We start from the raw sequence: 24,501 nt of genomic DNA, 5'->3' as shown, positions 1-24,501 counted from the left end.
TCCGTCGCTGAGGCGGCGGCGAGGTGTACGATGGAACCAGTACGAACGTGCGTCGGATGCCGCGCACGCGCCCCCCGATCCTCGCTTCTGCGTGTGGTCGCCCAGGGATCCATCCTCGTCGCTGACGAGGGAGCGGTCCTTCCGGGACGGGGAGCGTGGGTGCACGAGACGGACGCGTGCGTGAGGAAAGCTCTCACGCGTCGCGCCTTCGTACGAGCATTGCGTGTGTCAGGCCCGCTTGACACGCAGACCTTCGAATCACACCTCCAGCGAAAAGGCTGAACGGCTATGGACACGAAGTGAACGGCTCGAAATGAGACCCGTCCGCAACTAGCGGTCTGCCCTGTCCGGGGTAGGCCCTCAGACAGGAGAATTGTGGCAAAACCACGCGTGCACGAGATCGCTTCCGAGCTCGGCGTCGACAGCAAGGTCGCGCTTGCGAAGCTGAAGGAGCTCGGCGAGTTCGTCAAGAGCCCCTCATCCACCATCGAGCCCCCCGTGGCTCGTAAGCTCCGCGCCGCCCTCGCGGCCGAGAGCTCCTCGGGGTCATCGGATGCCAAGCCCGCCGCGCCCGCGGCGCGCCCCGCGTCCGGCGCTCGCCCCGGACCCGCGCGTCCCGCGGCGACCCCCGGTGTCCGTCCTTCGGGCCCGCGCCCCGGACCCGCCAAGCCCGCCGCGGCTCCCGAGCCCGCGGCTCCGGCTGCGCCCGTCGCCGCTCCGGCCACGTCGGCTCCCGCCGAGGCCGCCCCCGCTCCGGCTGCACCCGCGGCCGCCCCCGCCGCGGATGCCGCGGCTGCGCCGACCACCCCGTCGTCGCCGCCGAGCCCGGGTTCGACGGCCCCCAAGCCCGGCCCCAGCTCGCCCCCGCGTCCCGGCGGCGCTCGTCCCGGCAACAACCCGTTCGCCTCGGCGCAGGGCATGGGCCAGCGGCCCTCCGGCCCCCGTCCCGGCAACAACCCCTTCGCTTCGGCGCAGGGCATGGGCCAGCGGCCGACTCCCGGCAACATCCCCCGCCCGCAGGCTCCGCGTCCCGGTGCCCCGCGTCCGGGCGCCCCGCGTCCCGGTGGTGCGGGTCGGCCCGGCGGTGCCGGTCGTCCGGGTGCTCCCTTCCAGCAGCGTCCCGGCGGCCCCGGTCGTCCCGGCGGTGCCGGCGGCGGCTTCCAGCGTCCCGGTGGCGCTCCCGGTGCTCCCGGTGGTGGCGGCTTCGCCGGTCGCCCCGGTGGCGGTGGCGGTCGCGGCCGTGGCCCCGGCGGCGGAACCGCGGGTGCCTTCGGTAAGGGCGGCGGCAAGTCCAAGCAGCGCAAGTCGCGTCGGGCGAAGCGGCAGGAATTCGAGATGCGGTCGGCGCCGGTCGTCGGCGGCGTCAACGTCTCGAAGGGCAACGGCGAGATCATCCGCCTGCGTCGCGGCGCGTCGATCTCGGACTTCGCCGACAAGCTCGAGGCCCTGCGCGGCTACAACGTGCAGCCCGGCACGCTGGTGACCATCCTGTTCAACCTGGGTGAGATGGCGACCGCGACCGAGTCGCTCGACGAGGCCACCTTCGAGGTGCTCGGCGCCGAGCTCGGCTACAAGATCCAGATGGTCTCGCCCGAGGACGAAGACAAGGAGCTCCTCGAGGGCTTCGGTCTCGACCTCGATGCCGAGCTCGAGGCCGAGAGCGAGGACGATCTCGAGATCCGTCCTCCCGTGGTCACCGTCATGGGCCACGTCGACCACGGTAAGACGCGACTGCTCGACGCCATCCGTCAGACCAACGTGGTTGCGGGCGAAGCCGGTGGCATCACCCAGCACATCGGTGCGTACCAGATCTGGACCGAGCACGAGGGCATCGAGCGTGCGATCACCTTCATCGACACCCCGGGTCACGAGGCGTTCACCGCCATGCGTGCCCGTGGTGCGCAGGTGACCGACATCGCGATCCTCGTGGTCGCGGCCGACGACGGCATCATGCCCCAGACGGTCGAGGCGCTGAACCACGCCCAGGCGGCGAACGTGCCGATCGTGGTCGCGGTCAACAAGGTCGACAAGCCCGACGCCAACCCCGCGAAGGTGCGCCAGCAGCTCACCGAGTACGGTCTGGTCGCCGAGGAGTACGGCGGAGACGTCATGTTCGTCGACGTGTCGGCCCGAGAGAACCTCAACATCCAGGCCCTCCTGGATGCGGTGCTGCTCACCGCCGACGCCGGCCTCGACCTCACCGCCAACCCGAACAAGGCGGCTCGTGGCGTCGCGATCGAAGCGAAGCTCGACAAGGGTCGCGGTTCGGTCGCCACGGTGCTCATCCAGTCGGGAACGCTGCGCGTCGGCGACGCGATCGTCGCGGGCACCGCGTACGGCCGCGTCCGCGCGATGATGGACGAGAACGGCGACGCCGTCGACGAGGCCTACCCCTCGCGTCCCGTGTCGGTGCAGGGTCTGAACTCCGTGCCCCGTGCCGGTGACGTCTTCATCGTCGCCGAGGAGGACCGCACCGCCCGTCAGATCGCCGAGAAGCGTGAAGCCGCGCAGCGCAACGCCCAGCTGGCCAAGGCCCGCAAGCGCATCTCGCTCGAGGACTTCACCCGCGCTCTCGAAGAGGGCAAGGTCGAGTCGCTCAACCTCATCATCAAGGGTGACGTCTCCGGTGCCGTCGAGGCGCTGGAGGAGTCGCTGCTCAAGATCGAGGTCGACGACAGCGTGCAGCTGCGCATCATCCACCGCGGTGTGGGTGCGATCACCGAGTCGGACATCAACCTGGCCACGATCGACAACGCGATCGTGATCGGCTTCAACGTCCGTCCCGACACGAAGGCCCGTGAGCGCGCCGCCCGCGAGGGTGTCGACGTGCGGTTCTACTCGGTCATCTACAACGCGATCGACGACGTCGAGCAGTCGCTCAAGGGTCTGCTCAAGCCGGAGTTCGAAGAGGTCCAGTCGGGTGTCGCCGAGATCCGCGAGGTGTTCCGCTCCTCGAAGTTCGGCAACATCGCCGGTGTCATCGTGCGGTCGGGAACGATCACGCGAAACGCCAAGGCTCGCGTCATCCGCGACGGCGTCGTGCTGGCCGATGGCCTGGCCATCGAGTCGCTGCGCCGCTTCAAGGACGACGTCACCGAGGTGCGTACGGACTTCGAGGCCGGTATCGGTCTCGGCAAGTTCAACGACATCCAGATCGGTGACGAGATCGAGACCACCGAGATGATCGAGAAGCCGCGAGGCTGATTCGCTGGGCGGGGGTCGCGCTGTTCGGCGCGGCTCCCGCTTCGGCCTGCGGGGGTGTGNCCCCTACCCCGATGCTCGGAGGAATGCACACCCCCTCCGGCCTACGCTGGGTGCAGCGGCGAACGGCGTGACCCCACCCGGCGGAAAGAGCCGCGGGGCGCTCGACTCGCGGCGGTATGAAGACAAAGGAGAAGGTTGTGGCAGGGGAACGACAGGCCCGCGTGGCCGACCGCATTCGCGTGGTGCTCGCTGAGCGGCTCGAGAAGGGGCTGCGAGACCCGCGGCTCGGATTCGTGACGATCACCGACGTGCGCGTCACGGGTGACCTCCAGCACGCATCGGTGTTCTACACCGTCATGGGCGACGAGGCGCACCGCAACGACACCGCGGCCGCGTTGAAGTCGGCGACCGGGATGCTGCGCAGCGAGGTGGGAAAGAACCTCAACACGCGCCTCACCCCGTCGCTCGAGTTCATCCTCGACGCGATCCCCGAGAACGCCGACCACATCTCCGCGTTGCTGCGCGAAGCGCGTGAGCGCGACGAGTCGGTCGCGGGACTCGCGGCATCGGCCGCCTACGCCGGCGACGCCGATCCGTACGTCAAGCCGCGCGATACCGAAGACGACGACGACCTCGACGAAGACGAGCTCGACGACGATGAGGACGAGTCCGCCCGGCCTTGAGCCCGCGATTCACACGGCCGGATGCCGCCCCGAGGGCGTGGCATCCGGCCGTTCGACGTTGTGAGCGGCGGCCCGTCGGGCCCCGCAGCCGGGCATCGGCCCGTTCTGCTCCGCGGGGCGGACAGATCGCAGGAGGTGTCGGGTCGAGGGCGGATGCGGCGGCGTGGTGGTGCGACTTCTCCTGCGTCGTGTACGCGGGTGGTCGCTCGTGCAGCGCGGGAGCGACGCCGTGACCGAGGTGACATCGGCGCGCGAGGGGGCCGAAGGGGGCTCAGGATGCCGGGTGCCCCGGCAGGCGCAGGTGATCCTCGATCGCTTCGGCCAGGCCGTCGGCGATGAGCGAGTCGATCGCGCGGTCGCGCTGCGCGGCATCCGGCCAGGCCGGGAGGACGGCGAACAGCGGCACGGAGGCCGGTGCGGCGTCGCGGAGGGTCTTGAGCACGGCGCCGCGCGTCTGCCGATCGCTGCCCTCGTAGGTCGCCTGCTTCCGGCGGCGGTCCTCGGATGCCGGATACCCGGCCGCCCGCCAGGCGCATAGCGCGGCGAGGGGGCACGTGTCGCACCGCGGCGCCCGCGCCGTGCAGACGATCGCACCGAGCTCCATCGCGGCCGCATTGACGACGGCCGCCTCGGCGACGTCGTCGGGGAGTTCCGCCCGCATCGCCTCGAGGTCGCGGCGGTGGGGCGGGCCCGGCTGCGCGCGTCCCTCCACGGCGCGGGCCAGCACGCGGCGCGTGTTCGTGTCGACGACGGGATGCCGATCCCCGTACGCGAAGACCGCCACCGCACGCGCGGTGTAGTCGCCGATGCCGGTGAGGGCGAGGAGCGCGTCGACATCGCGCGGGACGACGCCGTCATGCCGGTCTCGGATCTCGACCGCGGCCCGGTGCAGCCAGAGCGCACGACGGGGGTAGCCGAGGTTTGCCCACTGGGTCACCGCGTCGCCCGGGGGAGAGGCGGCGAGGTCGGCCGGGGTGGGCCAGCGGGACAGCCAGGCCTCGAGGTGAGGGATCACACGGGCGACGGGGGTCTGCTGCAGCATGAACTCGCTCACGAGAGTGCCCCACGCGCCGAAGCCTTCGCGTCGCCAGGGGAGGTCGCGCGCCGCCTGGCCGTACCAGGCGATGAGCGGGGCGGCGAGTCCTGGCATCCATCCAGCCTACGAGTGCGCGGGTGCGTCCGCGCTCGCGGCGGCGGCACCGAGAAACGCGGTCGGCGGGGATACACGCCTCGTCGGGGCGTTTACGCCCGCGGAAGGCGTTTCTCGGCGAGGGGTGGGGGCGTGACACGTGGCGAGGCGCGGGAGGGGCGGGGCACGGCCGGTGGCGGGCGCGGTGGCGGGTGGGGGCGCGGGCGCGGGTGCGAGCGCGGACAGCGTGCGGCGCGGCAGCAGGGGCGTGGCTTCGGCGCGGCCGGGGGCGGCGGGTCCGGCGCGAGAAACGCGATCGGCGGGAGCACACGCTTCGACGGGGCGTTTCTGTCCGCGGATCGCGTTTCTCGATGTGGCGAGGGGCGCGGCCGGGGCAGCGGGTCTTGCGCGAGAAACGCGATCGGCGGGAGCACACGCTTTGTTGGGGCGTTTCTGCCCACGGATCGCGTTTCTCGACGAGAGGGGGCGGGGGATGCCGCGGGGCGGGACCGCGGCGGCGAAAGTAGGCTGGGAGCATGTCAGCGTCCGAGAACACCGTCCACGATCTGCAGCGGAGTCTGCTCGGCCTGATGCGGCAGAACAACCGCGCGGGGCGCGTCGTGGTCGCCGTCGACGCGCTGGAGGTCGAAGCGGCCGGTGCCTTCGCGGATGCCTTCGCGGCGGCCGTCGAACACGAGGAGACGGCGGTGTTCCGGGTCGCCGTGGCCGACGGTGCGCCGCACGCCCGCGAGCGGTTGATCGCGCCCTTCCGCGCGGGCGAGGCTTTCGGTCCGGGCGACATCGCCCCCGCCGACGCGGTGCTCGTCGTCTCGGGACGTTTCCTGCACACGCCCGAGGTGCGGGGCCTGTGGAACTTCTCCGTCTGGCTCGAGAGCAACCCGCCGATCGGCACCCCGCGTCCGGAGCTCCCGGATGCCGAGAAGCACTACCTGCGCACGACGCGGCCGAAAGCCGCCGCCTCGGTCATCGTCGAGAACTCCGACCCGGCCCACCCCGTGCAGGTGTTCGGGGACTTCTGCTGATGGTCGCAGCGGGCATCCTCCTGGTCGACAAGCCGGGGGGCATCACCAGCCATGACGTCGTCTCTCGCGCGCGCCGGGCCCTCGGCACCCGCAAGATCGGGCACGCCGGCACGCTCGACCCCATGGCGACGGGTCTGCTGGTGCTCGGCGTCGAGGGCGCGACACGGCTGCTGACCTACATCGTGGGAGCCGACAAGACGTACGAGGCGACGATCGTGCTCGGCATCGCCACCGACAGCGACGACGCCGACGGGGTCGAGACGGAGCGGGCGGATGCCACGGCCCTGGCCGCGGTCGCCGACGAAGCGATCGTCGCGGAGGTCGCCGCGCTCACCGGCGAGATCGAGCAGGTGCCCAGCACGGTCTCTGCGATCAAAGTCGCAGGGCGCCGTGCGTACGACCTCGCCCGCGCCGGCGAAGAGGTCGAGCTGAAGGCGCGACGCGTGACGGTGTCGCGCTTCGACGTCCGTGCGATGCGCCGCGGCGACGGCGTCATCGCGCTCGACGTCGTCGTCGACTGCTCGAGCGGCACCTACATCCGCGCTCTCGCCCGCGACCTGGGGCGCGCGCTCGGCGTCGGGGGTCACCTGACGATGCTGCGTCGCACGCGCATCGGGTCGTTCGACGTGGTCGCCGCGGCATCCATCGACGACATCGCCGAAGACGCCCTCATCGAACCGGCCACGGCCGCTGCGGTTGTCGTCGGAGCCCTCGCCGTCGGGGCGGACGAAGCGCGAGACCTCCGCCACGGCAAGCGCATCGACGGCGGAGGTCGCCTCACCGGAGCCGTGTCCGCCGCGATCGACCCCGAGGGCCGGCTGGTCGGCATCGTCGAGAAGCGCGGGACCCAGCTCAAAAGCGTCATGAACATGCCCGAGGAGGTCGCCCGATGATCCTGTGGTTCACGCTCGCGCAGGTGGGCATCGCCGTGCTCGCCGGAACCGTCGCGATCGTCGCGGGTCTCGTCGGTCGCCGGCCGGGAGACGTCACGGTCGGATCCCTCGCGCTCATCGAACTGCTGCTCATCGTGCAGATCGTGGTGGCGATCATCTCCCCCTTCGCGGGCAACCCGCCGTCGGGCAGCCTGCTGGAGTTCTGGACCTATCTCGTCTCGGCGGCGCTGGTACCGGTCGCGGGAGCCGCGTGGGCGCTGATCGAACGCAGCCGGTGGAGCACCGTCGTCATGGGCGTCGCCGCCCTCGCCGTCGCCGTGATGGTGTGGCGCATGCACGTGATCTGGACGGTGCAGATCGCCTGAGGCGTTCACGGATGCCGTGACGCGGGCGCACCGCTCGGCCCGGGCGCCGGAGAACTAGAATCGAGGGGTCATGGCATCCACCACTCCCACCCGCACCCGGGGGATGACCGGCATCGGCCGTGTCCTCGTCGTCGTCTACGGCATCATGGCGCTCGCCGCCACGGGCCGCTCCTTCGTGCAGATCGCCCGAGAGTTCGACGACGCCCCGGTGGCGTATTCGCTCTCGGCGCTCGCCGCCGTCGTCTACATCCTCGCCACCCTCGCGCTCATCTTCTCGGCACGGCCCGCGTGGTACCGCGTCGCGTGGACCGCCATCGGCTTCGAACTCGTCGGCGTGCTCGTCGTGGGCACGCTGAGCCTCGTCGACCCCGCGCTGTTCCAGCACCCGACGGTCTGGTCGGTGTACGGGTACGGCTACCTGTTCATCCCGTTGGTCCTGCCCTTCCTCGGCCTGTGGTGGTTGGTGCGCCACCGCCGGGCGACGACATGATCGTGTTCCGCGATCCCACCGAGGTGCCGGCGGGTTTCGGCCCGTCGGTGGTGGCGATCGGCAAGTTCGACGGCGTCCACACCGGCCACCGTGCCGTGATCGACCGGGCCCGCGTCGACGCATCCGACGGGGCGCGGGTCGTGGCGGTGACGTTCGACCGCAACCCGCTGAGCGTGCTGATGCCCGAACGCTGCCCGCCCGACGTGATCGGACCGCACCAGAAACTCGACCTCCTCGAGCGCGCCGGGGTGGATGCCACCCTGCTGCTCACCTTCGACGACGCTCTGGCGTCCATCGAGGCGGAGGAGTTCGTCCGCGGCATCCTGGTCGAGGCTCTCCAGGCGCGCACCGTGCTCGTCGGGCGCGACTTCCGCTTCGGCGCGGGCGGCGCGGGCGACCCCGCGCTGCTCGAGCGGATGGGCGCGGAGCACGGTTTCCGCGTCGACGTGGTCGACGACGTGCGTGCGGTGCACGCCGACCGGCGCGTGTCGTCGACGTGGATCCGCGAGGCGCTGTCGGCGGGGGACGTCACCACCGCCGCACGCCTGCTGGGGCGCGCTCCGTCGGTGTGGGGCGAGGTCGTGCACGGGCTGAAACGCGGACGGGAGCTCGGGTATCCGACCGCGAACCTCTCCCCGGATCTCGAGGGCTTCGTGCCCGCCGACGGCGTCTACGCCGGTTGGCTCATCGATGTCGACGGCGCGCGCCGCATCAGCTACCCCGCCGCGATCAGCGTCGGCACCAACCCCACGTTCGACGATGTGCACTCTCGGCAGGTCGAGGCGTACGTACTGGACGAGACGGGACTCGACCTCTACGGACACCACGTCGAGGTGCGCTTCGTCGAGCGGGTACGTGGCATGACGGCCTTCGACGGGATCGACGCCCTGCTGGTGCAGATGGCCGACGACGTGGAGCGCACGCGCGCGCTTCTGCGCTGACTCCCGATCGAACGGCTGGTCTCGGCCTCGCTCCTGCGATATCCGCTCGCGCGCCGCGGGCGTGGCATCCCGTACCGCGTCGGTCAGTCGATCCGCGACAGGTGGTTCCGGATGCCGAGGAACGACGCCGCCGCCCCGAGCAGCATCAGGGCGGCGGTGACGATGGCGGCGCGGTGGAACCCGTCGAGGTCGAGCGAACCGCCGACCACTGCCGAGACCGCCGCGATGGCGAGGAGGCCGGCGACGCGGGAGACGGCGTTGTTCACGGCCGACGCGATCCCCGACCGCTCGGTCTCGATCGCACCGAGCACGGCGGCCGTCAGGGGCGAGACGGTCGCCGTCAAGCCGAGTCCGAACAGGACGATGCCGGGGAGCACCTGCGTCCAGTAGTCGAAATCGTCGCGGACGTTCAGCAGCAGAAGCGACCCGATCGCCATCAGGACCGGCCCGAGCGTCATGAAGAGCCGCGGACCGTACCGCCCGGCGAGGGCGCCCATGCGCGAGCTCAGCAGGATCATGAGGAGGGTGCTCGGCAGCGACGCGAGTCCGGCGAGGGTCGCGGACAGGCCCGCGCCCTGCTGCAGGTAGACGCTCACGACGAAGCCGTTCAACGACAGTGCGGCGTAGACGAACACGGTGGTGAGGTTGCCCGCCCAGAAGTTGCGCGCGCGGAACAGGTCGAGCGGCATCATCGGGTCGCGGGCGAGGCGTTGGCGCACGAGGAAGCCGATGAATGCCGCGGCGCCGATGAGTCCCGGTATCCAGATCACGGGGGAGGCCCACCCGAGGTTCGGTTGCTCGATGAGCGCGAAGACGACGCCGCCGAGCCCTGCCGCGCACAGCACCGCTCCGAGGATGTCGACGCGCGCACCGGGGCGACGGTGATCGCGGTGTCCGAGGCGCACGAGGAGCCACATGGTCGCCGCGATCGGCACCACGTTGACCAGGAACGCCAGGCGCCACGACAACGTGTCGACGAACACGCCCCCGATCAGGGGGCCGGCGATGATGGCGATGGTCGTGGCCCCGGTCCAGATGCCGATCGCGCGGGCCTGCGCGGGTCCGCGGAAGGTGGAGGTGATGAGGGCGAGCGAGCTGGGCACGAGCAGAGCGCCCGCGACGCCCTGCAGGGCGCGCGCCACGATGAGGAACTCCGCCGTGGGCGCCGCGGCGATGGCGACGGAGGTGATGCCGAACCCGATGAGGCCGACGCGCAGCACGACCACGCGTCCGAACACGTCGCTCAGGGATCCCGCGACGAGGATGAAGGCGCCGAGGGTCACCAGGTAGGCGTCGACGACCCACTGCTGGGTCGACAGCCCGCCGCCCAGTTCACCGGCGATGGCGGGGAGGGCGACGTTGACGACGGTGCCGTCGAGGAACGACACGAACGAGGCGAGCACGGCGATGGTCAGGACGGTGCGCTGTTCGCGGGTCATCGTCTCGGCCATTGCCTCAGGGTAGGTCGCGCGGCCGCGGCGGGATAGGGCTGGCGGTTTCGCGGGACGGGGCGTTCCCGCCGGCGCGGAACGCCTTCGGAATACCCCCAGGGGGTATCCTGTTCTGGACGGGGTGACCGGAGGAGGAGCCATGAGCGAGAACACGGATGCCACCGCACCCACGGCCGAGGCGGTGCTCGACATCGAGGGCATGACCTGCGCGAGCTGCGTCGCCCGCGTCGAGAAGCGACTGGGCCGGGTGGCGGGGGTCGAAGCCGCCGTGAACCTCGCGACCGAGACCGCCCGCGTGCGCTACCCGGCGGGGCTCGACACCACCGCGCTGATCGATGCGGTGCGCGCGGCCGGCTACGACGCCACGGTCCGTGCGAGGGCGGCCCGGGTCTCTGCGGCGGACACCCTCGCATCCCCGCCGCCCGTCGCGTCCGCCACGGCGGCGAGCACCGCGGNCTCGCCCCACCCCGACGCCGCCCCGCACGTCGACGCGGACACCACGGCAGACCGGTCCGCGGACGCGCACCCCGTCTCCGACGGGCCCGCCGACGCGCACCACGAGGGACACGTGCACGACACGGCCGACGCCCCCGGGGCGACGCCGTTGCGCGTCCGACTGCTGGTCTCGCTCGCTCTCGCCGTCCCGGTCGTGGCACTCGGAATGGTCCCCGCCTGGCAGTTCCCTGGGTGGCAGTGGGTCTCTCTCGTGCTCGCCACACCGATCGTGCTGTGGGGCGGGTGGCCCTTCCACCGCGCCACCCTGCGCAACGCGCGGCACGGCGCCGCCACGATGGACACCCTCATCACGCTCGGGACGTTCTCGGCATACCTGTGGAGCGTCTGGGCACTGGTCTTCGGCAGCGCGGGCCGCATCGGTATCCGGCACGAGGTCATGCTGTTCGGGCCCGTCCACGACGCCACCTCCGTCGTCTACTTCGAGGTCGCTGCCGCCGTGACCGTGTTCCTGCTGCTCGGTCGCGTCATCGAACAGCGCTCCACCCGCCGCGCGGGTGCGGCGCTGCGCTCGCTGCTGGAACTCGGCGCACGCGAGGCCGAGCTCGCCGACGGTCGTCGTGTCGACATCGCCTCCCTCGCCGTGGGCGACGATTTCGTCGTGCGACCGGGTGCGACCGTCGCCACCGACGGCATCGTGATCGACGGTCGCGCCTCGGTCGACGAGAGCATGCTGACGGGCGAATCGATGCCGGTCGAGGTGGAGCCGGGATCCACCGTGACGGGGGGGACGATCGCTTCAGGCGGACGTCTCGTCGTCCGCGCCACCGGCGTCGGGGAGCAGACGCGGCTGGCCCGCATCGCGCGTCTCGTGGAGGACGCGCAGCTCGGCAAGAGCCGCGTGCAGCGCCTCGCCGACCGCATCTCGGGCGTGTTCGTCCCCGTTGTCATCGTCCTGGCGGTCCTGACGCTGGTTGCCTGGATCATCGCGGGGCAGCCGATCGCCGCCGGCTTCACCGCGGCAGTGGCGGTGCTGATCATCGCCTGCCCGTGCGCGCTGGGGCTCGCAACCCCCATCGCGATCCTCGTCGGAACAGGCCGCGGCGCGCAGCTCGGCATCCTCGTCACCGGTCCCGAAGCCCTGGAATCCGCGGAGCGCATCGACACGATCGTGCTCGACAAGACCGGCACGCTGACCGCGGGACGCATGAGCGTCACCTCCGTCACGGTGGACGAGGGAGTGGACGCGGCAGCGGCGCTCGCCCGCGTCGCCGCCGTCGAGCGCGGGTCGGAGCACCCCGTCGCCCACGCCATCGTGGCGGCGGCGGGGGAGGGGCCGGTGGCCTCCGACCTCGACGCGCTCCCGGGCCGGGGGATCGCGGGCAGCGTCGACGGCGTGCGCGTCTTCGCCGGTCGCCCGGCGCTCGCCGCGAGCCTGGGTGCACCGCTGTCGGCGGCCCTGGCCGCGGCCGTCGCCGACGGCGAGCAGCGCGGCACCGTCGTGGTGGCCGGGTGGGCCGACCACGACGGGATGCGCGCGCGAGCGGTGATCGAGATCGCCGACACGGTGCGCCCCGAGAGCGCCGCCGCCGTCGCGGAGCTGCGCGCGATGGGACTGGAACCTGTGCTGCTGACCGGCGACAACGAACACGTCGCCCGCGCCGTCGCCGCCGAGCTGGGCATCCGGCGGGTGCACGCCGGGGTGCTGCCCGAGGACAAGGTCGCCGAGATCTCGGCGCTGCGAGCGGAGGGACGCACCGTGGCGATGGTCGGCGACGGGGTCAACGACGCCGCCGCTCTGGCATCCGCTGACCTCGGGATCGCGATGGGAGGCGGAACGGATGCCGCGCTGCACGCGAGCGACGTGGCTCTCATGCGCGACGACCCGCGCGGGATCGTCACCGCCGTGCGTCTCAGCCGGCGGACGATGCGGGTGATCCGCGGCAACCTCTTCTGGGCGTTCGCGTACAACATCGCAGCGCTCCCGTTGGCGGCGCTGGGATTGCTCAACCCCATGATCGCCGGCGCCGCGATGGCGTTCTCGAGTGTGTTCGTGGTGCTGAACAGCCTGCGCCTGCGACGCGCGGACTGACGGCGGGCCGGGTCTCGTGCGGCGTCGGGGCCATTTCCGCACAGATCCGGCGCCGTACGCGAGCAGACGGCACGGGACCGCTAGAATGGACGGGACTTCGACTTCCGCTGTCTCGCGAGCCGTTCCGGCGTAGATGCGATGCGGGTCGCCGACACCGCTTCTCCGGCGGCGGTTCGAGCGACGACATCCCGAGGTCACTGATCCACCGGCCCAGGCCGGGAACGTTCCGGGACGAGATTCCGGACGACACGCTCAGGAGGAGCATGCCGACCACGGCAACCGCCGCCCGTAGCTCGACCCAGCGGCGCAGGAAGACCACATCATCCCGACGTGACGAGGAAGCCCCCGTCATCCCGATCCTCGCCCGCAAGGTGCGCGAGGTCGAGGCGAAGGCGCAGCGTGGCAAGCTCGGGCCCACCAATCGCGTCAAGTTCCAGGTAATCGCCTTCCTCGTGCGCGAGGAACGCGCCCGGGTCAAGGCCGACACCGAGATCACCGACGCCGCCCGTGCCGAACTGCTCAAGCGTCTCGACGGGGTCGCGACGATCCTCGCCAAGACGGCCGCGCGCGACACCTCGCTGATCCAGTTGCTCGAGGTCGACCAGGCGACCTCTCCCGTCGCCCGCCGCATGCGTCGCGACTGGCTGCTCGAGGCCGGCTCCGAACTGCCGCCCGACGAGCTCATCATCACCGACAACGCGCCCAAGATCGCCCCCGTGGTGCCGGCGGCCCTTGCCGAGAAGCAGGTCATCCCGGCATCCATCGAGGCTCGTCAGATGGCCAACCCGTTCCTCGCGCCCGACCTCACCCCGCGCACCAGCGGTGACGCCCCGCGCCGCCGCCTCGACGGATGGGAGCTCATGGGCCCCCTCTACAAGGCGTTCGAGACCGGCGCCGGCGGGTCGGCCGCGAGCATGGAGCTGCCGCCCGTCCCCGAGTTCGACCGGCTGTCGCCGCGCGGACTCGAGGTCATGCCGCACCAGTCGCGCTTCCTCGAGGCCGTGCGCCTCGGGCACCGGGAGTTCCTCCTCGCCGACGAGCCCGGCCTCGGCAAGACCGCCGAGTCGGTGCTCGCCGCCAGTGTCGCCGACGCCTACCCGCTGCTGGTCGTCGTGCCCAACGTCGTCAAAATGAACTGGGCCCGCGAGGTTCAGCGCTGGACGCCGCAGCGGCGCGCGACCGTCATCTCGGGCGGTGGCGCCGACATCGACGCCTTCGCCGACGTCTTCATCGTCAACTACGAGATCCTCGACCGGCACCTGTCATGGCTGTCGTCGATCGGGCTGAAGGGCGTCGTGGTCGATGAGGCGCACTTCATCAAGAACCTCACGTCGCAGCGCTCTCAGAACGTGCTGGCCCTGGCATCCCGTGTCCGCCAGCAGACCCGCGACCCGCTCATGCTGGCGCTCACCGGTACCCCGCTGATCAACGACGTCGAGGACTTCGACGCGATCTGGCGCTTCCTCGGCTGGACGAACGGTGAAAAGCCCGGTCCCGAGCTGATGGAGAAACTGGATGCCACGGGCCTGACGCCCGCCGACAAGGCGTTCTACCCCGAGGCGCGCGAGGCCGTCATCTCGATGGGCATCGTGCGACGCAAGAAGAAGGACGTCGCCGCCGACCTGCCCGACAAGCTCGTGGCCGATCTGCCCGTGGAGCTCGACGACGAATTCGGCCGCTCGATCCGCCAGGCCGAGCGTGAGCTCGGTGCCCGTCTCGCGGCGAAGTACCGCCGCATCATCGAGGCCCGTGGCGACCGGGGTCTGGCCGCCGGCGCGATCGACGAGGACATCGTGCGCCTCGTCGCCCACGGCGAGCTCGAAGAGAGCAAGGCCGCGGGTTCGGGCAGTGAGAACGTCTTCACGATGGTGCGTCGCATCGGTCAGGCCAAGGCGCACCTCGCCGCCGACTACGCCGTGCAGCTGCAGCGCTCGGTGGGCAAGGTGGTGTTCTTCGCCAAGCACATCGACGTGATGGATGCCGCCGAGGCGCATTTCAAAGCCTCGGGCCTGAAGTCGGTGTCGGTGCGCGGCGAGCAGACCTCGACCGCCCGCCAGGCCGCGATCGACGCGTTCAACAGCGACCCCGGTGTGGGGATCGCGGTGTGTTCGCTGACCGCCGCCGGCGTCGGACTGAACATGCAGGCGGCCTCCAACGTGGTGCTCGCCGAACTGTCGTGGACCGCTGCCGAGCAGACGCAGGCCATCGACCGCGTGCACCGCATCGGTCAGGGCGAGCCGGTGACGGCATGGCGCATCATCGCCGCGCACACGATCGACACGAAGATCGCCGAGCTCATCGACTCGAAGGAGGGCCTCGCCCAGCGCGCCCTCGACGGCCAGGCGGTCGAGCCCGGTTCGAGCGACTCCGTGCAGCTCTCCGCGCTCATGCACCTGCTGCGTCAGGCGCTCGGCAAGGCCTGATCCGCGCCTCCACGAACGCCCCGGCCGCTTCGGCGCCGGGGCGTTCGTCGTGGGCGCGCGGGCGTCGAGCCCTGCCCGCGGGGTCTGCGTCGAACCCCGGCGGCGGGAGGACGGCATCCGCCCTTCCGTCGCCGTGTGGCAACGCTCCCGCCCACGGCGATAGGGTCGAAGACGGCAACGGCGCCGTCACCTCCACCCGAATCACAGCACTTGAGGACTCTGCCCATGAAGATCGGCATCCTGACCAGCGGCGGCGACTGCCCCGGGCTGAACGCGGTCATCCGTGGCGTCGTGCTCAAGGGCACGACCAATTACGACATCGAATTCGTCGGCATCCGCGACGGATGGCGTGGTGTCGTCGACGGCGACTTCTTCCCCCTGACGCGCCACGAGGTGAAGGGCCTGTCCAAGGTGGGCGGCACCATCCTCGGCACGAGTCGCACCAACCCGTACGAGGGCGCGCGCGGCGGGGCCGAGAACATCTCCAAGACGCTCTACGGGCACCGGATCGACGGCATCCTGGCCATCGGTGGCGAGGGCACCCTCGCCGCGGCCGACCGCCTGTCGAAGGACGGCATCAACGTGCTCGGCGTCCCCAAGACGATCGACAACGACCTGCGTGCCACCGACTACTCGTTCGGCTTCGACACCGCCGTCAACATCGCCACGGATGCCATGGACCGCCTGCGCACCACCGGTGACTCGCACCAGCGCTGCATGGTGGCCGAGGTCATGGGTCGGCACGTCGGCTGGATCGCGCTGCACGCGGGTATCGCCGCGGGTGCGCACGTCATCTGCATCCCCGAGGTGCCGATGTCGATCGACGAGATCGTCGAGCAGGTCACCCGTGCTCACGACCGCGGCCGCGCGCCCCTCGTCGTCGTCTCCGAGGGGTTCAAGCTCACCGGTATGGACGAAGCCTTCAGCGACAAGGGCCTCGATGCGTTCAACCGTCCGCGTCTCGGAGGCATCGGGGAGCTGCTCGCGCCCGAGATCGAACGTCTGACCGGTATCGAGACCCGTTCCACCGTGCTCGGGCACATCCAGCGCGGCGGTTCACCGTCGGGCTTCGACCGCGTGCTCGCCACGCGTCTCGGACTGCACGCCGCCGACGCTCTGCACGAGGGCGCGTGGGGCCAGATGGTCGCGATGCGCGGCACCGACATCGTGCGCGTCCCCTTCGGCGACGCGCTCGGCGAGCTCAACAGCGTTCCGCTGTACCGCTACGAAGAGGCCGCCGCGCTGTTCGGCTGAGTCTCCCGCTTCGACGCCCCTGTCCCGCTCGCGCGGGGCGGGGGCGTCGTTGTTGCGCGAGGGAGGGGCGTCGTCGTCGCGCGGGGCGGGGCGTCTGCGCTGCGCGGGGCGGGGGCGTCTGCGGTGCGCGGGAATCCGACCATGTCCCGATTCGGTCGAGGTGTGTCCCAGATGGGGTCGGCTGGCGGTGTCGCAGGCAGCCGAAATGGGGACATGGGCGGAGCTGTGGCCGGTGCGCTCGCTCCGACGCCTGGGGATAGCGCCGAAAGGGGGAGGACGGGACGGGATGCTGAGGCATGCCGAGCCCTGCTCCCCTTCCCGCATCGATTCCCCGCTCCTTCTCCGTTGCCGAGGCGGCGGAGCTCGGGGTGACGCGTGCTCGATTGCGCGCCTCCGATCTGGAATCGCCGTTCCACGGCATCCGGTCACGGGATGGCGCGCGCCCGACGACCCTGGTGGAGCAGTGCCTCGTCTACGCCCCGCGGTTGAGGCCGTGGCAGTTCTTCAGTCATGAGACAGCACTCGCACTTCGAGGGTTCAGCACGCCGGAGTGGCCGTACGTGCCCAGGATTCATGTGTCCGCTCATCGCCCCGCGCGCGAGCCTCGAACCTCGGGCGTCGTCGGGCACCGATTGCAGACCCGGGCCCCGGCCGTAGGCGCGGGGATGCATGGCTTGCCCGTCGAGGATCCTGTCCGAGCGTGGCGCCAGTGCGGTCGGCTGTGGCCGCTGGACGACCTGGTGGCGGCTGCCGATTCGCTCATCGGCGGAAAGGAGCCGACCGCGTCGGTGGAGGACCTCCGTTCTGAGATTCGCGAGATGGGCGATGTCCGAGGCGGCATCCTCCGTGCTGCTGCGGACCTCGCCCATCCCGGCGTTCGTTCGCCTCGAGAGACGCGCCTGCGACTGTTGCTCGCCCGCAATGGTCTTCCCGCTCCCGACGTCAACGCCGACATCTTCGACGAGCGGGGGGACTTCGTTGCCGAGATCGACCTGGCCTACCCGCGGTGGAAGGTCGCCGTCGAGTACGACGGACGAGTTCACGCGGAAGACGGGCGGCAGTTCGCTCGCGACGCCGATCGATGGGCCGAGATCCGGGCGGCGGGCTGGGATCACGTGCGCATCCTCAACCATCACCTCCGCGGCGACGGCGCGCGAGCCGTCTCGCTGGCCCGGGACGCTCTCGTTCGAGCGGGCTGGCGGCCGGGGCTGTCGGCTCACTGAAGGTGATGCGCGTCCCGAAAACGGTCGGCTGGAGGGGCTGCAAACAACCGAAAGCGGGACGGGACGTGCACATATCGGGACGCGGTCGCCGCGCGCCCCGACGCAACAACGCCGCGTGCCCCGCCGCGCCCCAACGCCGCGCTCCCCGCCGCGCGACAACGTCGAACTCGCCGCCGCGCGACATCGCCGAACGCCCCGCCGCGCGACACACCGAACTCGCCGCCGCGCCCAACGTCGAACTCGCCGCCGAGCCTCAAGGCCGATCTCGCCGCCGAGCCTCAAGGCCGAACTCGCCGCCGCGCCCCAACGCGGAACGCCCCGCCGCGCGAGGCGACAGGGCGTCCGGGCCGACGGGGTGCAGCGGCGGCTCGACCTACTCCGCCAGCCCCAGCACGTCGAGCAGCCACGCCAGCTCGAACGCGCGCTCCCGCCAGGCGTTGTAGCGGCCGCTGACGCCGCCGTGACCGGCGACCATCTCGCACTTCAGCATCGCGTCGGCGCCGACCTCGCGGAGGCGCGCGACCCACTTCGCGGGCTCGACGTACAGCACGCGCGTGTCGTTGAGCGAGGTCACGGCCAGCATGCGCGGGTATTCGACGCCTTCGCGCACGTTCTCGTAAGGCGAGTACGACTTCATGTAGGCGTACACGTCGGCGTCGTGCAGCGGGTCGCCCCATTCGTCCCACTCGATGACGGTGAGGGGGAGCGAGGGATCGAGGATCGTGGTCAGCGCGTCGACGAAGGGCACGTCGGCCAGGACACCGGCGAACAGCTCCGGGGCGAGGTTGGCGACGGCGCCCATCAGCAGCCCGCCGGCGCTCCCGCCCTCGGCGACGATGCGATCGGGTGTCGTGTAGCCCTCGGAGACCAAGTGGCGGGCCGCTGCGACGAAGTCGGTGAAGGTGTTGCGCTTGGCCAGAAGCTTTCCGTCTTCGTACCACTGTCGTCCCATCTCGCCGCCGCCGCGCACGTGGGCGACGGCGAAGACGACACCGCGGTCGAGCATCGACAGCCGAGCGACCGAGAAGCCGGGCTCGATGGAGTGCTCGTACGAGCCGTACCCGTACAGGTGCACGGCTCGGGGGGTTGCGCCGGGCTCGCCGAACGAACGCTTCCACACCAGCGACACCGGCACCTGGGTGCCGTCGTCGGCGGGTGCCCAGACGCGCGCCTGACCGTAGTCGGCGGGATCGAAGCCGCCGAGCACGGGCTGGCGCTTGCGCAGCACCAGCTCGCCGGTGTCGATGACGTAGTCGTACACGGTGCCCGGCGTGACGAACGATCCGTAGCCCAGTCGCAGCACGGGGGGAGCCCACTCGGGATTTCCGCCGGTGCCCACGCTGTACAGCGGCTCATCGAACGAGATCTCGTCGACCGTGTCATCGGCGTACGACAGCATGCCGAGGCGGGCGAGGCCGTCGCGACGGTAGCCGACAACGCCCCAGTCGCGGAACGTGTCGACACCCAGCAGCCGGTGACCGCTCCGGTGGGGGATGACGGTCCGACGTTCCCCCTGAGGATCGGATGCCGAGACGCGCACGAGCTCGAAATCGAGGGCGTCGTCGTTGTGCAGGATGTAGAGCACGTCCTCGCCGTCGACGACCGCGTGCGACGACGAGTACTCGACGCCGTCGCGCCGCGGCCAGACGACGCGCGGCTCGCCGCGGAGGTCGTCGGCGTCGAGGAGCCATTCCTCCGACGTGATCGAGGAGCCCATCTCGATGACCAGGAAGCGGTCGCTGCGCGTGAAGTCGGCGCCCACCCAGTAGCGGTCGTCGCTCTCATGGAAGAGCGTGACGTCGGCATCCACGGGGGTGCCGATCTCGTGCAGCCATACGGTGTCGGGGCGCCAGGCGTCATCGACGGTCGTGTAGACGATGAAGCGGCCGTCGGGCGAGAACGATGCGCCCGAGAACGTGCCGGGGATCTCGTCGGGGAGCGTCTCGCCCGAGACGAGGTCGCGTACGCGCACGGTGTAACGCTCGTCGCCCGCGACGTCGATGCCGTAGAGCATGCGCGTGCCGTCGTTCGAGATCTCGAAGCTGCCGAGCGAGAAGAACTCGTTGCCCTCGGCTTCGACGTTGCCGTCGAAGAGCACCTGCTCGCCGGGTACGGGACGATCGGGGGACAGGGTGGGCGGGGTCCAGTCGTCGGGGGAGTCCAGCGGAGCGCGGCACTGTATGCCGTACTGCGCGCCCGCGACCGTGCGGCCGTAGTACCACCAGTCGCCCCGGCGGGCCGGTACCGACAGGTCGGTCTCGAGGGTGCGGCCCTTGATCTCGCCGAAGATGGTGTCACGTAGCGGCGCGAGGTGGGCGGTTCGCGCCGACGTGTAGGCGTTCTCCGCCTCGAGGTGGGCGATGACCTCGGCGTCGTCTTTCACGCGGAGCCACTCGTACGGGTCGTCGAAGGTGTCGCCGTGATGGGTGCGCGCCGCGGAGCGGCGTTCGGTGACGGGTGGGGTCGGCTGGTGCGGGAGGTCGGTCACCGTTCCACGCTACTGCGCCGTCCCGACATCGGGCCGGGCGGCGCACTCCGCGCGCGTTTGACCACGGCCCCCGCCGGTGAAAGGATGACGTCGCGACCTCGGTGAACGAGTGTCGAACTCCAGGTGAACTCTTCGTTCGTCGCGCCGATCCCGTCGGCATCCCCTCTTCCTTCTCACGGAAAGCGAACGGTGGAGAGCGCAGCCCTCATCATCGTGCTGGTCATCGTGCTGGCACTGTTCTTCGATTTCACCAACGGCTTCCACGACACCGCGAACGCGATGGCCACGCCCATCGCGACCGGTGCGTTGAAGCCGAAGGTGGCCGTCCTCTTGGCCGCGAGCCTCAACCTGGTCGGCGCGTTCCTGTCGACGGAGGTTGCCAAGACGATCTCGGGCGGCATGATCCGCGAAGACCAGCTGAGTCCCGACATCTTCCCGCCGATCATCTTTGCGGGTCTCATCGGCGCGATCACGTGGAACATGCTCACGTGGCTGCTCGGGCTCCCGTCGAGCTCGTCGCACGCCCTGTTCGGCGGTCTGATCGGGGCGACGCTGGTGGGCGTCGGCGCGAGCGCCATCGACACGGGGGTCGTGCTGAGCAAGGTCATCCTCCCGGCGCTCATCGCCCCGCTCACGGCGGGGATCATCGCCTTCACCGTGACCAAGATCGCGTACGGGGTCACCCGTCGCTACGACGGGAAGGCCGACGGTCGAGACGGCTTCCGCTGGGGGCAGATCTTCACCTCGTCGCTCGTGGCACTGGCGCACGGGACCAACGACGCGCAGAAGACGATGGGCGTCATCACCCTCGCCCTCATCACCGTCGGATGGCAGTCCAGCGCGAATCCCGACCCGCAGCTCTGGGTCGTCTTCGCGTGCGCCATCACCATCGCGCTCGGCACCTACATGGGCGGCTGGCGCATCATCCGCACCCTCGGCAAGGGACTGACCGACGTCAAGCCCGCACAGGGATTCTCGGCCGAGACCTCGACGGCGGCGACGATCCTGGCATCCAGCGCCCTCGGTTTCGCGCTGTCGACGACCCAGGTGGCATCGGGATCGGTCATCGGCTCGGGCCTGGGCCGTCGCGGATCCACCGTGCGGTGGAACACCGTCGGACGCATCATGATCGGCTGGGTGCTCACTCTGCCCGCCGCCGGTGCGGTGGGCGCCGCCGCCGCGCTGATCGTGGTGTGGCTGGGCGGCTGGGGCGTCGCCGTCGACGCGGTGATCGCCGTCATCATCATCCTGGGGCTGTTCCTGCGCTCGCGCCGCGATTCGGTCACCTCGGCGAACGCGATGAGCGAGGTCGCCGACTCGGGAGCCGCGGTGAAAGTGCCGCGGAAGCCCGGACCGACGCGCCATCAGCGTCGGCTCGACCGCGACAAGGCCGGGAAGGGCGCCTGATGGTCATCGACTGGGGAGCGTTCCTGCAGGTCTTCGTCGCGGCGATCGTGGGCGCATCGATCGTCGTCACCTCGTACGCGCTGGGCCTGCGCCTGCTCGTGCGCGGCGGGCGGCCGCCGCTGGTCACCCCGGCGGAGTTCACGGATGCCATCACCGTGCTCACCGAGAAGCAGCGTCGCCGCGGCGAGAAGGCGGTGGCGAAGGCGGCGCGGAAGAATCCGCTGAGCGACGGGCAGAAACGCCTCTCGCTCGTCGGCGCCTACGCCTGTTTCGCGGTGTGCGCGTCGGCGGTGCTCGGGGCTCTGCTGCTCATCCTGTTCAACCATTGACGCCGGACGCGATGTCGGAGCCCCCTCCTAGGCTGAGGTCATGGCATCCGTGCAGTTCGGTCAGCACGCGCCCGCTGCGCGCGTGATCCTCCACCTCAGCGACACCCACCTCCTGGGCGGTGATCGCCTGCTCGGTGAGCGGTACGACACCGCACGACACCTGCGGCGCACGCTCGAGGCCGCTGAGGCGACCGGCGTGCGGCCGGATGCCGTGGTGTTCACGGGCGATCTGACCGACCTCGGTGAGCCCGAGGCGTACCGGGCGCTCCGTGCCGAGGTCGAACCGTGGGCGGCGCGCCTCGGGGCGCCGGTCGTCTGGGTCGCCGGCAATCACGACGAGCGGCCGGCGCTGCGCGCCGAACTGCTCGACGCGGAGGCGAGCGAGGAGCCCGTGACCGGGGTGTGGGACCTCGGAGGGCTGCGGGTCATCGCCCTCGATTCGACGGTGCCGGGCTGGCACCACGGCGACCTCGACGCCGCGCAGCTCGACTGGCTCCGCGGCGAGCTCGCCGAGCCAGCCCCGCTCGGCACGATCCTCGCGCTCCACCATCCGCCCCTTCCCACGCACATCCCGTTCTTCGACATCCTCGAGCTGCGCGATCAGGCGGGCCTGGCCGAGGCCATCGCGGGCAGCGACGTGCGGGCCATCCTCGCCGGGCACCTGCACTACTCCACCTCGGGCACGTTCGCCGGGGTCCCCGTGAGCGTCGCCGCGGCCTCGTGTTACACGATGGATCTCGCCCGCCCCGCCGACGAGGTCAACGGCATGGATGCCGGGCGCTCGTTCCACCTGGTGCACGTCTGGGACGACACCGTCACGCACGCCGTCGTCCCCGTCGTCGACGAGGAGGCGGCGGGGTTCTTCACCCCCGAGTGGACGGCTCGCATGGCGTTGCTGACCCCCGCGGAACGGCTCGAGGCGTTCTCCCGCAAGCGGTGACGGTCGACTCCCACGATCGTGCGACGCCGAGCGAGGTGCCCGGACGCCACCTCCCGCCCTGGCGAGGGCGCGGCAATAGACGCACCGGACGGTGTGGATACGACGGCAGGCCGTCGCGGCCACCGACGCCGCCCGAGGGGGTCGTTAGGCTCGTGGCATCCCTGCTCGCCGTGACACCCACAAGGACGTACCCATGGCTTTGGACGCAATGACGCGCACCCGTACCGAGACCGACTCCCTGGGATCCCTCGAGATCCCCGCCGACGCCTACTGGGGCATCCACACCGCCCGGGCGCTGGAGAACTTCCCGATCGCCAAGCGCCCCATCTCGGTGTACCCCGACCTCGTGCGCGGCCTCGCGATGGTCAAACAGGCATCGGCCCGGGCCAATCGCGAGATCGGCGTGCTCGACGGGGCGAAGGCCGACCTCATCGACCGCGCCGCCCAGCGGGTCATCGACGGGGAGTTCCATGACGAGTTCACCGTGGGCGTCATCCAGGGGGGTGCCGGCACCTCGACGAACATGAACGCCAACGAGGTCATCACCAACATCGCTCTCGAGATGGCGGGCCGCGAGAAGGGCGACTACGCCTTCCTCTCGCCGATCGACGACACCAACCGCAGCCAATCGACCAACGACGTCTACCCGACGGCGATCAAGATCGGGCTCGCGCTGGTGCTGCAGAGCCTGCTCGAAGAGCTCGCGCTGCTGCGGACGTCCTTCCTGGCCAAAGCCGAGGAGTTCCACGACGTGCTCAAGGTCGGACGCACCCAGCTCCAGGATGCCGTGCCGATGACGCTCGGGCAGGAGTTCCACGGCTTCGCCACCACGCTCGGCGAGGACTACAGCCGTCTCACCGAGAACGCCTACTTGATGTACGAGATCAACATGGGCGCCACCGCCATCGGCACCGGCATCACCGCCCACGCCGGCTACGGGGGAGCGGTGCTGCGGCACCTGCGGGAGATCACCGGACTCGACCTCGAGACCGCGACCGACCTGGTGGAGTCGACGAGCGACACCGGTGCCTTCATGTCGTTCTCGTCGTCGCTCAAGCGCAACGCCGTGAAGCTGTCGAAGATCTGCAACGACCTGCGTCTGCTCTCGAGCGGTCCGCAGGCGGGACTCGGCGAGATCAACCTGCCGCCGCGGCAGGCGGGCTCGAGCATCATGCCGGGCAAGGTCAACCCCGTGATCCCCGAGGTCGTGAATCAGGTCGCCTTCTCGGTCGTCGGAGCCGACATGACGGTCACCATGGCCGTCGAGGGCGGCCAGCTGCAGCTCAACGCCTTCGAGCCGGTCATCGCCCACTCGATCTACCAGTCGATCACGTGGATGCGGCAGGCGATGTGGACCCTGCGCGTGAATTGCGTCGATGGCATCACGGCGAACCGCGAGCGCCTGGGGGCGATGGTCGGCTCCTCCGTCGGCGTCGTGACGGCGTTGACGCCGTTCATCGGCTACGCCGCGTCCGCCGCCCTCGCCAAGACCGCCCTGCTGACCCACCGCAACGTCGCCGATCTCGTCGTGGAGGCGGGCTTGATGACCCGCGACGAGGTCACGAAGCAGCTCTCACCCGCCCGACTGTCGGGTCTGCAGGCGGTGACGGCGGCCATTCCCATCGTCCGCTCCGCCGACAGCGTCGTGGAGGAGTGATCCGCTGAGCGGTGGAGGGCCGGGANGTCGCGTCCC

Annotated in this window: 19 protein-coding genes; 16 read left to right on the top strand and 3 right to left on the bottom strand. The window is 70.8% G+C overall.

Features of this window, described 5'->3' with window-relative positions; translation table 11 throughout:
- Positions 1–30: 30 nt before the first annotated feature.
- The 3 genes from ACTJJP_RS04055 (at position 31) to rbfA (ending at position 3,887) form a co-directional block, all read left to right on the top strand.
- Positions 31–282: a YlxR family protein gene (locus tag ACTJJP_RS04055; RefSeq protein ID WP_440773747.1), complete on the top strand. Its 252-nt coding sequence runs from the start codon at positions 31–33 to the stop codon at positions 280–282.
- A 93-nt stretch (positions 283–375) separates the two neighbouring features.
- The gene (gene infB / locus ACTJJP_RS04050; protein WP_440773746.1) at positions 376–3,204 is read left to right on the top strand and encodes a translation initiation factor IF-2; all 2,829 of its coding nucleotides are present in this window, start codon (positions 376–378) and stop codon (positions 3,202–3,204) included.
- 197 nt (positions 3,205–3,401) lie between these two features.
- Positions 3,402–3,887 carry a 30S ribosome-binding factor RbfA gene (gene rbfA / locus ACTJJP_RS04045; protein WP_440773745.1) on the top strand — a complete coding sequence of 162 codons (486 nt, stop codon included), beginning with the start codon at positions 3,402–3,404 and terminating at the stop codon, positions 3,885–3,887.
- 271 nt (positions 3,888–4,158) lie between these two features.
- Here the strand turns inward: rbfA and ACTJJP_RS04040 are convergent, their stop codons facing one another.
- Positions 4,159–5,037 (bottom strand): A/G-specific adenine glycosylase, encoded by an 879-nt coding sequence (locus ACTJJP_RS04040; RefSeq protein WP_440773744.1) that lies wholly within the window; start codon positions 5,035–5,037, stop codon positions 4,159–4,161.
- A 515-nt stretch (positions 5,038–5,552) separates the two neighbouring features.
- On the opposite strand from ACTJJP_RS04040, the gene ACTJJP_RS04035 reads away from it, so the two are divergent.
- The 5 genes from ACTJJP_RS04035 to ACTJJP_RS04015 all read left to right on the top strand — a co-directional run bounded on the left by ACTJJP_RS04035 (position 5,553) and on the right by ACTJJP_RS04015 (position 8,748).
- Positions 5,553–6,059, top strand: a complete 507-nt coding sequence (locus ACTJJP_RS04035) for a hypothetical protein (protein WP_440773743.1) — start codon at positions 5,553–5,555, stop codon at positions 6,057–6,059.
- Positions 6,059–6,952: a tRNA pseudouridine(55) synthase TruB gene (gene truB, locus ACTJJP_RS04030; protein ID WP_440773742.1), complete on the top strand. Its 894-nt coding sequence runs from the start codon at positions 6,059–6,061 to the stop codon at positions 6,950–6,952. Before ACTJJP_RS04035 ends, truB begins: the two co-directional genes overlap by 1 nt.
- Positions 6,949–7,317, top strand: coding sequence for a hypothetical protein (locus ACTJJP_RS04025; RefSeq protein WP_440773741.1), 369 nt, complete (start codon positions 6,949–6,951; stop codon positions 7,315–7,317). Before truB ends, ACTJJP_RS04025 begins: the two co-directional genes overlap by 4 nt.
- Before the next feature lie 70 nt (positions 7,318–7,387).
- A complete protein-coding gene (locus ACTJJP_RS04020; protein WP_440773740.1) occupies positions 7,388–7,807 on the top strand; it encodes a hypothetical protein in 420 nt (139 codons plus the stop codon).
- Positions 7,804–8,748 carry a bifunctional riboflavin kinase/FAD synthetase gene (locus tag ACTJJP_RS04015; protein WP_440773739.1) on the top strand — a complete coding sequence of 315 codons (945 nt, stop codon included), beginning with the start codon at positions 7,804–7,806 and terminating at the stop codon, positions 8,746–8,748. Before ACTJJP_RS04020 ends, ACTJJP_RS04015 begins: the two co-directional genes overlap by 4 nt.
- Before the next feature lie 83 nt (positions 8,749–8,831).
- Here the strand turns inward: ACTJJP_RS04015 and ACTJJP_RS04010 are convergent, their stop codons facing one another.
- Positions 8,832–10,199, bottom strand: a complete 1,368-nt coding sequence (locus ACTJJP_RS04010) for an MFS transporter (RefSeq protein WP_440773738.1) — start codon at positions 10,197–10,199, stop codon at positions 8,832–8,834.
- A 139-nt stretch (positions 10,200–10,338) separates the two neighbouring features.
- Between ACTJJP_RS04010 and ACTJJP_RS04005 the strand changes: the two genes are divergently transcribed.
- The 4 genes from ACTJJP_RS04005 to ACTJJP_RS03990 all read left to right on the top strand — a co-directional run bounded on the left by ACTJJP_RS04005 (position 10,339) and on the right by ACTJJP_RS03990 (position 17,644).
- The gene (locus ACTJJP_RS04005; protein ID WP_440773737.1) at positions 10,339–12,744 is read left to right on the top strand and encodes a heavy metal translocating P-type ATPase; all 2,406 of its coding nucleotides are present in this window, start codon (positions 10,339–10,341) and stop codon (positions 12,742–12,744) included.
- A gap of 263 nt (positions 12,745–13,007) precedes the next feature.
- Positions 13,008–15,167: a DEAD/DEAH box helicase gene (locus ACTJJP_RS04000; protein ID WP_440773736.1), complete on the top strand. Its 2,160-nt coding sequence runs from the start codon at positions 13,008–13,010 to the stop codon at positions 15,165–15,167.
- Positions 15,168–15,392: 225 nt separating this feature from the next.
- Positions 15,393–16,421 (top strand): 6-phosphofructokinase, encoded by a 1,029-nt coding sequence (locus ACTJJP_RS03995; protein WP_055957966.1) that lies wholly within the window; start codon positions 15,393–15,395, stop codon positions 16,419–16,421.
- A gap of 818 nt (positions 16,422–17,239) precedes the next feature.
- Positions 17,240–17,644, top strand: coding sequence for a DUF559 domain-containing protein (locus ACTJJP_RS03990; protein WP_440773735.1), 405 nt, complete (start codon positions 17,240–17,242; stop codon positions 17,642–17,644).
- A gap of 373 nt (positions 17,645–18,017) precedes the next feature.
- On the opposite strand, the gene ACTJJP_RS03985 is transcribed toward ACTJJP_RS03990, so the two are convergent.
- Positions 18,018–20,132: a S9 family peptidase gene (locus ACTJJP_RS03985; protein WP_440773734.1), complete on the bottom strand. Its 2,115-nt coding sequence runs from the start codon at positions 20,130–20,132 to the stop codon at positions 18,018–18,020.
- Positions 20,133–20,321: 189 nt separating this feature from the next.
- Here ACTJJP_RS03985 and ACTJJP_RS03980 point away from each other — a divergent pair, with 189 nt between their 5' ends.
- The 4 genes from ACTJJP_RS03980 to ACTJJP_RS03965 all read left to right on the top strand — a co-directional run bounded on the left by ACTJJP_RS03980 (position 20,322) and on the right by ACTJJP_RS03965 (position 24,465).
- Positions 20,322–21,539: an anion permease gene (locus ACTJJP_RS03980; protein WP_440773733.1), complete on the top strand. Its 1,218-nt coding sequence runs from the start codon at positions 20,322–20,324 to the stop codon at positions 21,537–21,539.
- The gene (locus ACTJJP_RS03975; RefSeq protein WP_440773732.1) at positions 21,539–21,868 is read left to right on the top strand and encodes a peptidase; all 330 of its coding nucleotides are present in this window, start codon (positions 21,539–21,541) and stop codon (positions 21,866–21,868) included. The genes ACTJJP_RS03980 and ACTJJP_RS03975 overlap by 1 nt, the downstream gene beginning before the upstream one ends.
- Before the next feature lie 40 nt (positions 21,869–21,908).
- Entirely contained in the window at positions 21,909–22,808 is a 900-nt protein-coding gene (locus tag ACTJJP_RS03970) for a phosphodiesterase (RefSeq protein ID WP_440773731.1), read from the top strand.
- Between the two features lie 193 nt (positions 22,809–23,001).
- Positions 23,002–24,465, top strand: coding sequence for an aspartate ammonia-lyase (locus ACTJJP_RS03965; protein ID WP_440773730.1), 1,464 nt, complete (start codon positions 23,002–23,004; stop codon positions 24,463–24,465).
- The last annotated feature ends 36 nt before the right edge of the window (positions 24,466–24,501 follow it).

The sequence above is a fragment of the Microbacterium sp. 22296 genome, from assembly GCF_052045385.1.
Taxonomy (GTDB): Bacteria; Actinomycetota; Actinomycetes; order Actinomycetales; family Microbacteriaceae; genus Microbacterium.
The sequence above is the reverse complement of the archived record's forward strand: the minus strand, read 5'-3'. Positions and strand labels throughout refer to the sequence as shown.